10 protein-coding genes are annotated in these 14,895 nt (G+C 45.8%); 6 read left to right on the top strand and 4 right to left on the bottom strand.

What is annotated here, in order from left to right:
* Positions 1-98: 98 nt before the first annotated feature.
* The gene (locus tag BM099_RS14105) at positions 99-2,954 is read left to right on the top strand and encodes an insulinase family protein (RefSeq protein WP_090728771.1); all 2,856 of its coding nucleotides are present in this window, start codon (positions 99-101) and stop codon (positions 2,952-2,954) included.
* A gap of 2 nt (positions 2,955-2,956) precedes the next feature.
* Here BM099_RS14105 and BM099_RS14100 read toward each other — a convergent pair whose 3' ends face one another.
* Together BM099_RS14100 and sbcB are read right to left on the bottom strand one after the other, a co-directional pair.
* Complete coding sequence (locus tag BM099_RS14100; protein WP_090728770.1) at positions 2,957-3,475, bottom strand: hypothetical protein; 519 nt, start codon at positions 3,473-3,475, stop codon at positions 2,957-2,959.
* Positions 3,469-4,923 carry an exodeoxyribonuclease I gene (sbcB, locus tag BM099_RS14095; protein ID WP_090728769.1) on the bottom strand — a complete coding sequence of 485 codons (1,455 nt, stop codon included), beginning with the start codon at positions 4,921-4,923 and terminating at the stop codon, positions 3,469-3,471. Before sbcB ends, BM099_RS14100 begins: the two co-directional genes overlap by 7 nt.
* An 85-nt stretch (positions 4,924-5,008) precedes the next feature.
* Here sbcB and BM099_RS14090 point away from each other — a divergent pair, with 85 nt between their 5' ends.
* Together BM099_RS14090 and BM099_RS14085 are read left to right on the top strand one after the other, a co-directional pair.
* Positions 5,009-5,437, top strand: a complete 429-nt coding sequence (locus tag BM099_RS14090) for a YchJ family protein (protein ID WP_090728768.1) — start codon at positions 5,009-5,011, stop codon at positions 5,435-5,437.
* Positions 5,438-5,637: 200 nt separating this feature from the next.
* A complete protein-coding gene (locus BM099_RS14085) occupies positions 5,638-8,511 on the top strand; it encodes a DUF349 domain-containing protein (RefSeq protein WP_090728767.1) in 2,874 nt (957 codons plus the stop codon).
* A 92-nt stretch (positions 8,512-8,603) separates the two neighbouring features.
* On the opposite strand, the gene phbB is transcribed toward BM099_RS14085, so the two are convergent.
* Positions 8,604-9,353, bottom strand: a complete 750-nt coding sequence (gene phbB, locus BM099_RS14080) for an acetoacetyl-CoA reductase (protein ID WP_090728766.1) — start codon at positions 9,351-9,353, stop codon at positions 8,604-8,606.
* A gap of 201 nt (positions 9,354-9,554) precedes the next feature.
* Positions 9,555-10,922, bottom strand: a complete 1,368-nt coding sequence (locus BM099_RS14075; RefSeq protein ID WP_232349045.1) for an MATE family efflux transporter — start codon at positions 10,920-10,922, stop codon at positions 9,555-9,557.
* Between the two features lie 105 nt (positions 10,923-11,027).
* Here BM099_RS14075 and BM099_RS14070 point away from each other — a divergent pair, with 105 nt between their 5' ends.
* The 3 genes from BM099_RS14070 to BM099_RS14060 all read left to right on the top strand — a co-directional run bounded on the left by BM099_RS14070 (position 11,028) and on the right by BM099_RS14060 (position 14,887).
* The gene (locus tag BM099_RS14070) at positions 11,028-11,744 is read left to right on the top strand and encodes a 16S rRNA (uracil(1498)-N(3))-methyltransferase (RefSeq protein WP_090728765.1); all 717 of its coding nucleotides are present in this window, start codon (positions 11,028-11,030) and stop codon (positions 11,742-11,744) included.
* A gap of 336 nt (positions 11,745-12,080) precedes the next feature.
* Entirely contained in the window at positions 12,081-13,109 is a 1,029-nt protein-coding gene (locus BM099_RS14065) for a Fe(3+) ABC transporter substrate-binding protein (protein ID WP_090728764.1), read from the top strand.
* Between the two features lie 107 nt (positions 13,110-13,216).
* Positions 13,217-14,887 carry an ABC transporter permease gene (locus tag BM099_RS14060; protein ID WP_090728763.1) on the top strand — a complete coding sequence of 557 codons (1,671 nt, stop codon included), beginning with the start codon at positions 13,217-13,219 and terminating at the stop codon, positions 14,885-14,887.
* The last annotated feature ends 8 nt before the right edge of the window (positions 14,888-14,895 follow it).

Below are 14,895 nucleotides of genomic sequence, written 5' to 3'. Positions count from 1 at the left end.
GATTCACGGAACCCCCAAGATAAGTTAATGTCTACTGGCTGACTATCCTGAATCAGGGTAGCTATTTGATTTCATTCTGTGTTTTTGAGGACTGTTGGATGCACACTGCGCTTTTTGCACGAGTAAAATTGATTCTCACACTACTACTTATCTATTGCTCGGTATCTTTGTCGTTTGCCGGCAACATTATTAAAAGCCCGAATGACAGCCGTGAGTACCACTCAATCACGCTGGAAAATAACTTAAGGGTACTGCTGATTTCTGACCCGGATACTGACAAAGCAGCAGCATCGCTGGATATCAGTATTGGTTCGGCAGCGAACCCCAAAGACAGAGCGGGCCTGGCCCATTTTCTTGAGCACATGCTTTTTCTGGGCACAAAAAAATACCCTGAAGCAGGCGAATACCAGTCATTCATACAATCTCATGGTGGCACCCATAACGCCTTCACTGCCTTAAAAAACACCAATTACTTTTTCGATATTAAAGCAGATGATCTTGAGCCTGCGCTAGATCGCTTCTCTCAGTTTTTCATTTCTCCGTTATTCTCAGAAGAATATACCGATAGAGAAAGACACGCCGTTAATTCAGAGTACAGCGCCAAACTCAAAGACGATGGCCGCAGAATATATGCCGCCACACAACAAGCGATGAACCCGGAACACCCGGCTAGTCGCTTTGCCGTTGGCAACCTTGACACCTTAGCTAACGACGAGCCAGGCGCTTTACGCAAAGACTTAATTAGTTTTTACCAAAACAACTATTCCGCAAACCGCATGCGACTGGTCATTCTGGGTAAACAGCCTATCGGACAGCTTGAAGTCATGGCAAAGCAGTACTTCGCCAACATTGAGAATAAAGATTTAGAACCCTTTAGTTTCAACCAACCACAGTTTAAGCCCAGTGATTTACCCCTCGAAATAGCGATTAGTACATTAAAAGATAATCGCTCCCTCAGTCTTAGCTTTCCGACGCAGCCTAGCTTGCCCTATTGGAAAAGCAAACCGCTTCACCTGCTCAGCAGCCTTGTAGGTTATGAAGGTAAAGGAAGTATATTGGCTTTATTGAAAGACAAAGGTTGGGCAACAGGACTCGGAGCATCGCCAGGGGAAGACTTTGATACTGAAGCCAGCTTCCATGTTCAAATATCTTTAACACCACAAGGTCTTCAGCATACCGACGAGATCGTCAGTTTGTTTTTCTCTTTCATGAAAGACCTGAAAAAAACCGGCATCAGCCAAGCACTCTTTCAGGAAGAACACTTACTCAATGAACAACAATTTCGCTTCCTATCCGAACAGGAACCGATTCATTATGTCACCCAACTGACCCATAGCATGCAGGACTACCCGGAAGCCAACTGGCTGAATGCGGCCTTTATCATTGAGCAATATAATGCGGATATATTTAATCAATTCACTGAATCGATTCGCCCGGACAATATGGTGTTATCAATTCAAGCGCCGGAACTTCAAACAGATCGCAACGAGCACTATTACAATAGCGCCTACCGTATCACCCCTATTTCCTCAGAGCGTATTTCGCGCTGGCAGCAGGTTGACTTGAGCGAAAACTTACACATTCGCAACGCCAACCCTTTTATTGCCGAAAATATCGAGCTTAAGCCTCAACCAGAGGAGAGTAGCCAACCAGAGAAGAACCAGACTCCAATCAACATCGATACCGGCAAGACAGGAGTTTCATTGTGGCATCTTCAGGACAGTACCTTTAATGTTCCAAAAGCTGACGTCTACTTTACACTTCTGTCACCTATTGCAAGAGAAGGCGCTGCTGTTACGGCCGGGCTGAATATTTATGCAGACATGCTCAGCGATGAACTTAATCAAACGCTTTATGATGCGGCTATGGCAGGTCTGAATGCACGAATTTATGCGCATCAACGCGGCATTAGTGTTCGCATTTCAGGCTTTAACGACAAAATAGATCTCCTCAGCAAATTAATTGCAAAAACTTTGCGCTCACCTGAACTTTCACAAGCGCGTTTTGAACGGGTGCTTCAGGCATACAAGGAGCAGCTTAAAAACGCGGAAAAAGACAAACCTTACAATCAGCTTTTTCGTGTCAGTTATGAACAACTGATGCAGGACCCAAGCCTTGCCGAACTACAACAAGCCACTGATAGCTATACACTAGAACAGTTGTCGGCTTTGATTGAACGACTCTTCGAATCGACTGAATTGCGGGTACTGTCAAATGGCAACCTGCTAGCAGAAGAAGCGTTAAATATCAGCGATACACTGATCAAGGCCTTGCAGCCTGTTAAGACAGCAGCCGTAGCGCCACTCGTCGACATTCGAAGACTAACACCCGCAGACAAATTACGAACAACACTACAAATAGAACACAACGACTCAGCCGTTGTTCTTTACCTGCAAGGCCAGGACCAATCGCTTAAAAGCCGGGCATCTACGGCGTTATTAAGTGAAGTATTATCTGCCCCCTTCTATACCCAGCTACGCACTGAACAGCAGCTGGGCTATATCGTCTTCGCAACGCCGATGCCATTGCGCAAAATGCCAGGTATTGCCCTTGTGGTTCAGTCTCCAAGTGCCTCACCTACAGCCATTCAACAAAGCATGAATGATTTTCTTGATCGCTTTAAACAGCAACTAACCGATATCCCAGACGAGCAGGTCAACCAATTCAAAAGCAGTCTTAAAGCAAGAATTAATGCGCAAGATCGCCAATTACAGGATCGTTCTAACCGTTTATGGCAAGAGATCGATCAGGATGAAACAAATTTCGATACGCAGATAAAACTAACGCAGATGATTGATCTGCTGAGTAAGGATGATTTAACTGACGCCTTTAGCTCACTCTTAACACGACAAATGATTTTGCAGAACAACGGATCAGGTAGCGAAGTAGCTGAGGCCAACATGCTAAAAAATCTAACTAAAGTAAGTATTGCTCAGGAAAGCGCTACTCAATAAATTTAAGGTTTCGGCAGCACAAACTCACGGCGCTGCTGTATACCTGAAGCCTGCTGACACGATTCAGGCTGCCAAAGACATCTCTCCTTTTCCTGATCGTCGAAGATGCGTTGAAAAACAGCATCTTCGCCCTTCAGGTCAGCTTTTGATAATACCTTGCCGGCCCTGAATTCTTGCACCAGCGGCAGCGGTGAAGGCGCGACCACTGTCGGCGGTGGCAGATCAGAAGGTTTATTAAAGTAAGCTATCACTTGCATAGGTTCGCTATCCAAAGCACCACGGCGTTTTCGAAAGTAGGCTGTTTCACCGTTAACAGTACCCTGTGAATACCCGCTGGGTAAAACCACCTGATAAGCGATAAGCTCCTCGGCACTGACAGCCCCTGCAAGAGCTCCGGTAAGAGCCGCGGCATAAACACTGTTAAGAACGCCAGCACAAGCACCGGTAAGAGCGCCGGCATAAACGCCTGATCTGATCAGCAGCACCCGCTTTACTGCAGTTTTTACCATGGCTTTTACCATGAGTTCTCCATGGGATAGATGGACTCAGCGTAGATTGCCAACTCTTCCAGCACTTCCCGATTAGACATGCTTAGCTCCGGGTCCTGATAAAGGGCATTCAACTGTTCGTAAAACACTTTCATTGTCATCAAGCCACGTTTATCTGGTTTCAATAATTTATCACTACGGTATTGCTCCCATTGAGACTGCTCATCATCATTAAGAGTTAATGGGTAATTGCGAGCGCGGTAGCGAAATAACATCTCTTCCAATCGAGGATCCTGAAATGCCAGTTGCATCTCTGCCAACGCTTCCGGATCACTCTCTCTGACCTGCTGCATCATCTTTTTATCGGTATCATTAAAAAAACCACCCGAATACAACATATGATCCGGGTCACCGTCAGATTCAAAACCATCTACACTCAGTACATCGGCAAGCTTGGCTTTTAATTCAGGAGAATTTCGTAATAAAGCCAGATGCGCCCTGCACATATCCCCGTCGATAGAGAAGCGCGCCGCTTCATCCTTATTCAGCATCCCGGCAGGTGCTAAAATCGGGCACTTATTCACATGTACCTGCTTCAATGCAATAACAGGGTCTGTAGCGGAACGATCGGCGGCAGCTAAATACATGTAGTGCCTGATCTCATCAACCGACAATGTCAGCAATGGGGCAGGATCGGCACGCAAATCCCACACCAGAATACTATTACGATTAACCGGGTGCTGTATCAAGGGTGCAACCACAGCTAAATTCCCCAACGCCGCTGCGTAACGGGATGACACATGCAACACAGGCTTCATTGAGGAGACATCCAACATTTTCTGCGCTGACGCCTTATCTTTGTTGGCCAGTGTAAACTCATACAATTTTGGCTGGCGCTCTTTAACCAACTTTGCCATCGCTATCGTCGCATACACATCTGATAACGCATCGTGCGCATGTCCATGATCAATGCCATTCGCTTTTGTCAGGTCTTCTAAGCGCAAACTGGGCGTACCATCCTCATGCTCAGGCCAGACAATACCCTCCGGGCGCAACGCACGTGTCAGGCGCAACATATCAATGATGTCCCAGCGTGAGCAGTCGTTCTGCCACTCCCGGGCATAGGGATCAAAAAAGTTCCTATAGAGGGTATAACGCGTCACCTCATCATCAAAACGAATACTGTTATAACCCACGGCACAGGTGCCTGGTCGTGTAAATTCGTCATGGATACACTTAATGAATTCGGCTTCACAGACCCCTTCACGGATAGCCTTTTGAGGCGTGATGCCTGTGATTAAACATGCTTGCGGATGCGGCAGAGTATCATCGGCTGGTTTGCAATAGAGCATCACCGGTTCATCAATGATATTCAGGTTCTCATCCGTGCGAACGCCTGCAAATTGCACAGGACGGTCTCTTTTAGGATCAATACCAAAGGTTTCATAATCGTGCCAAAAAAAAGTGCGTTCCGCTGTCATTGTGTTCAAATATCCGTGATATATGCCGGGTAAGCAGGCTATAATAAAATTCAAATAGTAACAGGTCTGATAGGGAGGATTACATATGCTGACCAGTCAAACAACACAACAGCGTTGTCCATGTGGATCAGAGAAGTCGTTTGCATTCTGTTGCGAGCCCTATATTGAAGGTCAAAAGCCAGCGCCCACAGCAGAGCAACTGATGCGCAGCCGTTATACTGCTTTTGCCCTGGGAGCCATAGACTATCTGATAGACACTACTGTGCCGGAGAAGCGTGAATTAATTGACCGCGCCATTGTTGCTGAACAAATTCAGTTCACTACGTGGACAGGCTTAACCATTCTCAACAAAGAAGCTGGTAGTAAAGAAGACACTCAAGGTGTAGTGGAGTTTGAAGCGGCATTTGAAACAGAAGATGATCAATGTATTTTACATGAGCGATCCAGCTTCTATGCTAAAAACGGCCAGTGGTACTATGCCGATGGAGAAGTGAATGTCAGATCTGTTGCTTGATGTGATGTAGCCCTGATGTGATATAGCTCTGATGTGAAAAGCAGGGTATCAGTGAAACGGTTGGATAAGGAAAGCTGCAAAAAATCCCTATTTAACCCATATATAAAGGCTTTTCCTGACCGCCTAGTGCCCGTTAGAATCTGCCTCCCCATTCATCTGGATTTCTGTTGTCCAGTATTGCTAATACAAGAAAATCGTTAATGTTATCAAAGTTTTTTAAGCCTAAATGGCAACATACCAGCCCAACCATACGATTAAACGCCGTAAAAAATTTACGCGATGATTGTGATGACCAGTATCGTATCCTTTCCACACTGGCGATTCATGATCCTGATACTCATGTCAGGCAAGCGGCAATCGAACGGATAAATAGCATCAATAACCTGATTCTGCTTTTACAGAGTTCAGCATCACTTGCTGAACCAGGTTCTCATTCTGAGGTTATTGAAACACATCTGGCTCACCTGCTCAGCGCGGAAGAACAGCCCGAAAAACTACTGGAGCAACTGGAACAAAACGTCGCCCCCGCAGCGGTCTGGCGAGTCATTTGTAAAACCCCATTCCACGCCTTACAAAACCAGTTTGTTGAGCAAACCGAAGATGAACTGCAGCTACTTGATATTGCTATCTCCTCGTCACCTATCAATACTCGTAAAAAAGCAGCTGAGCGCATTACTGAGCCAGCGCTGATTGAGCAGCTATTAAAGCTAACACGACAAAACGACAAAGCTATTCATCGCATCATGCGCGATAAATCCAGCCTTATCCGTGAACAGCAAAAACAGCAGCAAGCACTTCAACTTCATGCCCAAACCGTTCTTGAACAAATAACACATCTGTCCACAGGTGAGTGGTATCCACTATATCCGGCTAAACATGATGCGCTTCTTCAGGACTGGAGCACTATTCACAGCTCAACCACCGCGGTCTATCAAAGACAGTTTGATGAAGCATCGCATACTTGCTTACAACGTATCCAAGCGGTTCTTGATAAAGAAGCTGCCATTGAAAAAGAACAGCAACGCATTGTACAGGTGCGCGAAACGGCCGCTGCGTTAATAGATCAGATGCAACAACATATCCAAGACCTACAAAGCGCCGAGCAATCAAGTGACTCACTCGCTATGCTGCTGCAGCAATCAGATCAATTTAAAGCTCAATGGGCCCCGCTTGCTGACGATGCCAGCAGTGAACAACAAAAAGCATTTGACCGACTACAAAGTCAATTAGCAACAGTCTATTCACATAGCATCTCCATTGAAGACAAACTCACTAGCGCTTCAGAGTTTCTGGCAAGCTGCGAAAAAACAGCGTTTAAGCATAAGCCGTTGCAAGAGAAGCTAAAAAAAGTTAACGCCATTATTAAAAAAATAGCCTGGCCCGAAAACGCAGATAAGCCACAGCCTATCCAACTACTGGATGCATTGGCGCAGCAATTGAATATAGAAAAACGACAGCAAGTAGAAAAAACCAAGTCGCTCAAAGACAAGCTGCAAATACAACTAGAGCTACTAGAAAGCAACATTGAAAGCGGCAGCATCAAGGCGGCAGATAAAGCATCCCGCAAAGCCACCGAATTACTCGCACTACTTAACAACCCGGTTAACAAGTCGGTCAACGGCTCAACGAATGACGTGCTTGATCAACAATACAAGGGGCTTGTGCTTCGTCTGGATGAAATAAAAGATTGGCAAGGCTTCGCTGTAACGCCGAAAAAAGAACAGCTGTGTCTCGATATGGAAGCACTGGCAGAGCAAGCAGCACTTCCTCACCTGGAAAAGGCTAAGCAAATAAAAGCACTCCAGCAACAATGGAAAATGCTGGATGCCACTGATCCGTTCCATTCTCAGGCTATCTGGAAACGTTTTAAAACAGCTTCAGATAAAGCTTATGAGCCTTGCGAAGCCTTTTTCGCACAACAAAACGAAGCTCGTCGCTACAACCTTCAACAAAAAGAACTGATCTTTAGCGAAGTTGCGACCTACTTGCAACAGATCAACTGGGACACATGTGATTGGCGTTCGGTTGAACAGATTATTCAAACAGCCAGACAAGAGTGGCGCCGTTTCACGCCTGTTGACAGAACACCCGGCCAGGCCTTACAAATCAAATTCAATGAGTTACTTCTTGAGGCTGAAACACATTTCCAGGCTATCAAAGAAAGTTCTATGGCTGTCAAACAAAAGCTGATCCTTGAAGCAGAATCACTGACGACAGCAGATGATGTTTCTGCAGCCGCAGAGCAAGCAAAAAGCCTGCAAAAAGCCTGGAAAGAGTGTGGTCCCACATTTCACAGCCAGGAACGAAAACTGTGGAAAGCCTTCAGGGTTCACTGCGATATTATTTTCCAACGTCTGCAGGACCAAGCACCGTCACGGGAAGCCCTGCAATCGGCCAGGCAGCACCTTAAACAAATCATTGAAGAGCTATCTGCTTTCGAAGAAACACCGCTTAATACACAACAAAAAATCAATCACATCAATGAAACACGACAGTTGATTGAAAACTACAAAGAGTCATTACCCCCTCATGATATTGAAAAATTTAAAAAGGCGGCACGTTATATTGAACAGCAAGCGAGTGATCTGACTCGTTTCGTTGATAATGCAGAGATACAAAAATTATTCGAGCATGCACAATTATGTGACCAGTTTGAAGAAATGATTTTGCAAAACAACTTCACTGCATCGCCTGAAGAACTCTTTAAAAGCTGGCAACTTAATACCAGCAACGATTTCCATGAGAAAATCACCAGGCGGCGCAAGCAGATTGAGTCAATAGCCTCAGGAGAGGTCGATCTGGAGCCACTGCTAGCAAGTGCAGACAAAGAACTCAGAGAAATCTGTATTCGCCTGGAGATCGCTCTGAGCTTGCCTTCACCGGAGCGAGATCAGGCCTTGAGAATGGAATATCAGATGCAACGCCTGCAAAAAGCACTGGAGCAACAACAAAAATCAGTCAAATTGACGGACATCAAAACACTGGAGTTTGAATCCCTCTCTGTGCCATTCAGGCTGACAAATGAAACCCTGAATAAGCGCTTCAATCAACTGATTGATTCTGTGTTTAATTAACAGCAGAAAAGTGACAACCTTATTTAGGGCAGGTCACATAAAACAAAAAAAACCCGCGATTAGCGGGTTTTTTTATAGTCAAACCAATGTCATTACGACATGTGCAGACCACCGTTAATAGACATATCAGCACCGGTGATGTATCCAGACCCGTCTTCCGCCAGGAAAGTCACGATACGACCGATCTCTTCAGGCGTACCAAAACGACCCACAGGAATGGTAGCGCAAATTTTCTGCTGAACTTCAACAGCAATTTTAGCGACCATCGGCGTCATCACGTAACCAGGAGATACTGTGTTTACAGTAACGCCTTTAGATGCCACTTCTTGCGCTAACGCTTTAGTGAAACCGTGAATACCTGCTTTAGCAGCAGAGTAGTTACACTGACCAAACTGGCCTTTCTGAGCGTTAACAGATGAAATGTTGATAACACGTCCAAAGCCTTTTTCCAGCATTGGGTTAATTACCAAACGGGTCATATGGAACATTGAATCCAAGTTAGCCGTTAGTACTTCATCCCACTGATCCCAGCTCATTTTCTTAAACTGACCATCGCGGGTGATACCAGCGTTGTTTACCAGTACATCAACTGTACCGCCTGTCAGTTCCTGAACAGTAGCAATACATTCTTCGCATGAAGCTGTATTAGTGACATCACCATAAGCAACATGGATATCATAGCCGTCAGCTTTTTGCTCAGCCTGCCATGCTTTTGCTTTTTCGTGATTACCGCCACTGTTATAACCCGCTACTACTGTAAACCCTTTATCCGCCAGACTACGGCATATTGAAGCACCCAGCCCACCAGTACCACCTGTTACAAGAGCAACCAACTTACCCATATCTACATCCCTTATTTTGAATTTATTGTGTTTTATGTAACTTATTATTTTATCTATGTAACTTAATTTTTATGATTCTACACAGTCATACATCCGATCATAGACCTATGACTTCCATTTCATAATATGACTTTGGTTTATAGTCTTTAGGATAGTATCTGATTATTAACAAATAATGATAGGGCAGAATTAACTTAAAAACTATTGATTCGCCGCAGACTCACCGGGAGTCGCCGCACTTTTTGTCACTAATAACCGACTAACGCTTCGGTAGGCTACCCATGAAGCGACCGTATTTGCCAAGACAAAGGCCACAAACATAGCTTGCAACCCCCACACCTGATTCGCCACCCACGCCATCGGAATGAAGAACACGAACAAGCGTAAAATACTAATGCGCATAGCACGCAACGGCTGATGCAGTGCATTGAATGTTGATGCACTCAGAAAAATAACCGCCTGCATACCAAATCCGAGCGGCACGACAGATAACCACATCAGCAACGGTGTTTTAATTAACTCAGATGCCGCGAATAAATCAGCAATGGAATCACGAAAAATCCACAACAAAACAAACACCAGAAGTTGCCATACTAAAGCAAACTTTATGGCCCCATGGTAGGCGGCGATCACCCGCTGAATCTGACCCGCTCCAAAGTTCTGACTGACAAACGGCGGTAACGTCATGGATAAAGCTAAACATACCAGCAATGATAGTGACTCAAGCCGGTTGCCTACACCAAAAGCCGCCACAGCTTCGGCACCATGCTGTGCAACCATGGCCGTCAATATACCACCCGCCAGCGGCGTCATCATATTCGACAAAGCCGCAGGCAAACCTATTTTCATTACTTTCAACCAATGTCCAAAAATTCTGCTGGCAACCGGCTTCATAATAATAATCAACTGATAACGCCGATACAGAACATAACTAACAATGACGGACACACAAGCCCACGAGATCACACTGGCCATTGCCGCGCCTTTAATGCCCATGGCAGGAACAGGACCCCAGCCAAAGATCAACAAAGGGTCAAGCAGCATATTGAGTATAGACGATCCAGCCATCACTAATGCCGGTGTCTTGGTATCGCCTCTGGCCCGCAAAGCGCTATTGGCCACCATATTGGTTACCAGAAATACGGCGCCAAACCACCAAATATCCATATAGGTAAGAATATAAGGAAGTTGCTCATGAGTAGCGCCCATCAGTGTAAATAATGGCACCATTAAAAATTGAGCGGTCAAACTGACACATAACACCAATATCAGGGTCATCATTAAATTATCAGTTGCCAGCTCTGCGGCTTCTCCTTGCCGCCCCTGGCCAATAAGTCTGGCCATAATCGCCGATGTACCTATACCAAAACCAATGGCCAGGCTCACCACTGAAAATGTGACAGGAAACGTAAATGCCAACGCAGCCATAGGTGCCGTGCCGAGTAAAGATACAAAATAGATATCTGCAAGGTTGAACAACATCAGACTGACAATGCCGACCATCATCGGGCCCGTCATTCTCAGCAAGGTTGGTCGAATATTGTCCTGCAGCAAGTCGGGCGTGGCCATAGGGAGCTCTATTTAAAGTAAGCGGCTATCCTAACGGCTGATAAGCAAAAGAAAAACCTCCATAATGGAAGAATATGTTCCCAAGATGCTACCAGCGGATAAAGAATGAATCTGATTTTGTTTAATGAACACGATTTCTGCGGCGATAATCGCATTTGTCTGCATGACAGACGTCACCAACATATTGCTGAAATCCACCGGGCACAACCCGACTCGCTATTGCGCGTAGGCCAGATAAACGGGCTCAGCGGTTCTGGTCAGGTAATGAGTATTGACGATCAACAGGTAACACTGCAGGTTTCACTTATTCAATCACCACCGGCAGCATTACCTCTGACCCTCCTGCTAGCCTTACCCCGGCCTAAAATGCTGAAGCGTATTTTACAGACGATCAGCACGATGGGCGTAAAAGAGCTCTACCTACTCAATAGTTATCGTGTCGACAAGAGCTATTGGTCCTCTCCACTCCTTGCTGAAGCAGCTATCAATGAGCAGTTACAATTAGGATTAGAGCAAGCACTGGACACACAAATGCCCAACGTATATATCAGAAAGCGCTTCAAACCGTTTGTAGAAGACGAATTACCTGCCATCTGCGCTAACACACGGGGGTTAGTTGCGCACCCTTACCACGCTATCGACTGCCCTGAAGCGACGCTTACGCCAACAACACTGGCAATCGGCCCCGAAGGAGGCTTTATTCCCTATGAAATCGATAAACTCGCACACGCAGGACTAACACCTTTTCATATAGGACAACGTATCCTGCGAGTTGAAACAGCCATTCCCGCGGTGTTATCCAGACTATTTCCCATTATTTGACGAGACCTTTGCACGATTGCTCTTTTGCCCTCTGGCGGCGTTAAAAACGTACTCATTCGATCATTTATAGGCATAAACTCTCTTATTCCGTGCGCTTTTGCCTTGCCAGTAAACAAAATTCCGGCTCGTGCAAAGGTCTCTTGACGATAAAACAACCGTCTAAAACAGATATCTCAAAAAATGATGTGCATCAAAGAATCTAGAGTTATAAGTTAATGGTATTGAGAATTATACGCATCCGCATTGACAGCGAAGCTCTAAACGATAATAATTCGCGTTATCTTTTAACCGATCTATTCCAGATGCGATCGTTATTAAACAAGTAGGGTATAAACCATGTTGCGTAAATCTCTGTTTGCTCTTGCCACACTCTCGACAACACTCGCCTTTAATCCAATGGCACAAGCGGAAGAAGTAAACATCTATTCTTATCGTCAGCCGTTTTTGATTGAGCCGTTATTAACAGCGTTCACAGAACAGACCGGCATTAAAACCAATGTGGTTTTTGCAAAAAAAGGGTTACTCGAGCGTCTCGAACACGAAGGCCGCAACTCACCGGCGGACATCCTGCTAACATCCGATATTGGTCCCCTATTTGACGCGACAGAAAAAGGGCTTTTTGCGCCATTATCCAGTGATATTGTTAATGCAAACGTACCCGCCCAATTCCGTGATCCTGAAGGTCGCTGGGTTGGTCTGACATCGCGTGCCCGTCTGATTTACGCATCTAAAGATCGTGTTAAAGACGGTGAAATCACCTCTTACGAAGAACTCGCTGACCCTAAATGGAAAGGCCGTATCTGCACACGAAGCGGTAAGCATACCTATAACCTCTCTCTGATTGGCAGCATGATTGCTCATCACGGCGAAGAGGAAGCAGAAAACTGGTTAGGGGCTCTTAAAGAGAATCTGGCTCAAAAACCACAGGGAAATGACCGCGCTCAGGTAAAAGCGATCAAAGAAGGCGTCTGCGACCTTGCTCTGGGCAACTCCTATTATTTTGGACACATGCTCACTAACGACAAAGAACCTGAACAAAAGACATGGGCAGAATCAGTCAATCTGGTTTTTCCGAATCAGGCTGATCGCGGTGCTCATATGAACATTTCAGGCGCAGGTATCACCAAGCACGCTCCACATGCTGCAGCGGCACAAAAACTGATTGAGTTCTTAACAGAAGAAGAGTCTCAAAAATACTACGCAAATTCGAACTTCGAATTCCCGGTGCGCCCAAATACGCCTCGTTCAGAATTGATCGAAAAGTACATGGGTGAGTTTAAAGGTGATTCAATTAACCTTCAGGAAGTATCAGCACAGCGCTCGGCTGCAGCAAAACTGGTCGACAAAGTTGGTTTTGATAATTAAGAGCGTCTGATTTTTCTGGACACAGGGTTCTGATTGACTAATGCGTTAATGACTTTACTTTACAAAAACGATAGTCTTCGCGGCTATCGTTTTGTTGTTTTGGGCTAATGAAAACACATTCTATCCGCATTAATAATACTACCAGCAATACCACTGGCTGGTATATCAGTAGCTGGGGAGCCGCTTTACTGGTGGCTCTTCCTGTTCTATCCGTATTCTATCTGGCGCTTTTTCCGGAAGAAAACATCTGGCGACACCTCGCTGATACAATCCTGCCCGTCTACATCAGTACGACGCTGAAGCTTATGTTCGGTGTCGCTTCACTTTCGGTCATTATCGGCGTAACGACCGCGTGGCTGGTGACCATGTGTCAGTTTCCGGGCAAGCGTTTTTTCGAATGGGCGCTGCTGCTCCCCTTTGCGGTCCCCGCTTATGTGATCGCTTATATATATACTGACATATTAGAGTTCGCCGGTCCCGTTCAGGGGTTTCTGCGGGATATATTTGGCTGGCAAAGCGCCAGAGACTACTGGTTTCCGGAGATTCGCTCGCTCTCAGGTGCGATTCTGATGCTTACCTTTGTGCTGTATCCTTATGTATACCTGATGTCACGCGCTGCTTTTTTAGAACAATCCATGAGCCTGAAAGATGCCAGCCGATTAATGGGCTGCAACCCATGGCAAAGTTTTTACCGTATTTCCCTCCCCATCGCACGCCCCTCTATTGCGGTAGGTTTAGCACTGGTTTCAATGGAAACACTCAACGATTTCGGCACGGTTGATTATTTTGCAGTGCAAAGCATGAGCGCAGGTATTTATGATACCTGGCTGAATATGGGTAATTTAGGAGGCGCGGCGCAAATTGCGACCATGATGATGATCTTTGTCGTCGTGTTAATCGCACTGGAACGCATCGCCCGGGCCAAACAAAAACAATTTCATAGCACCGACCGGTTCAAAGCGATTCAGGCTTATCCATTAAACCGTGTTAGGAGCACGCTTGCCTTTTTAGCCTGCTTATTACCGATACTGCTAGGCTTTATCATTCCGGTAGGTTTATTGGTTAGCTACTCAGCCAGCCATCTGGATCAATTTTTATCGACCGACTTTTTAGCTCACGCCAGCCACAGTTTTTTACTGTCTGGCGGCGCTGCACTGTTATGTCTGACGCTAGCCGTACTGCTCACCTATGCAAAACGCTTAAACCCCAACCGCCTCGGGCTGACTTCAGCCGTGCGCTTCTCCAGTTTAGGTTACGCGCTACCGGGCGCTGTATTAGCCATTGGCGTGATTATTCCACTCGCTGCTTTCGATAACCGTGTCGATGCTTTTATGCGCGCACAATTCAACTTTTCGACAGGGCTACTGTTAAGCGGTACTGTTTTTGCTGTAATTTTTGCTTACTGTGTTCGCTTTCTTGCGGTAGCCACCGGCGCCGTAGACAGCTCATTAAATAAAGTCACACCAACCATGGACATGGCCTCCCGATCGCTGGGCATGTCACCCAGCAAAACACTCATAAAGGTTCACTTTCCTCTCATCAAAGGCGGTTTACTGACGGCGACGTTAGTTGTGTTTGTCGACTGTATGAAAGAACTGCCCGCCACCCTGATTTTACGCCCTTTTAACTACGACACGCTGGCCACCTATGTTTATCAGTACGCCTCAGATGAGCAGTTGGAACAATGTGCACTGGCAGCACTATTAATAGTACTGGTAGGGATTATACCGGTGATACTGCTGAGCAAATCCATTACAGGGACACGCACAGCGCATTAGTAATTCGT

The organism is Neptunomonas qingdaonensis (genome assembly GCF_900113275.1).
In the GTDB taxonomy this organism is placed as follows: Bacteria; Pseudomonadota; Gammaproteobacteria; order Pseudomonadales; family Balneatricaceae; genus Neptunomonas; species Neptunomonas qingdaonensis.
This window is presented reverse-complemented; position numbering and strand designations above follow the sequence as displayed.

Bases quoted from the DNA above. Each gene is read 5' to 3' on its own strand.
- BM099_RS14100 (WP_090728770.1), bottom strand. From the start codon at position 3,475: ATGGTAAAAGCCATGGTAAAAACTGCAGTAAAGCGGGTGCTGCTGATC.
- BM099_RS14070 (WP_090728765.1), top strand. From the start codon at position 11,028: ATGAATCTGATTTTGTTTAATGAACACGATTTCTGCGGCGATAATCGC.
- phbB (WP_090728766.1), bottom strand. From the start codon at position 9,353: ATGGGTAAGTTGGTTGCTCTTGTAACAGGTGGTACTGGTGGGCTGGGT.
- BM099_RS14085 (WP_090728767.1), top strand. From the start codon at position 5,638: ATGTTATCAAAGTTTTTTAAGCCTAAATGGCAACATACCAGCCCAACC.
- BM099_RS14105 (WP_090728771.1), top strand. From the start codon at position 99: ATGCACACTGCGCTTTTTGCACGAGTAAAATTGATTCTCACACTACTA.
- BM099_RS14060 (WP_090728763.1), top strand. From the start codon at position 13,217: ATGAAAACACATTCTATCCGCATTAATAATACTACCAGCAATACCACT.
- BM099_RS14090 (WP_090728768.1), top strand. From the start codon at position 5,009: ATGCTGACCAGTCAAACAACACAACAGCGTTGTCCATGTGGATCAGAG.
- BM099_RS14065 (WP_090728764.1), top strand. From the start codon at position 12,081: ATGTTGCGTAAATCTCTGTTTGCTCTTGCCACACTCTCGACAACACTC.
- sbcB (WP_090728769.1), bottom strand. From the start codon at position 4,923: ATGACAGCGGAACGCACTTTTTTTTGGCACGATTATGAAACCTTTGGT.
- BM099_RS14075 (WP_232349045.1), bottom strand. From the start codon at position 10,922: ATGGCCACGCCCGACTTGCTGCAGGACAATATTCGACCAACCTTGCTG.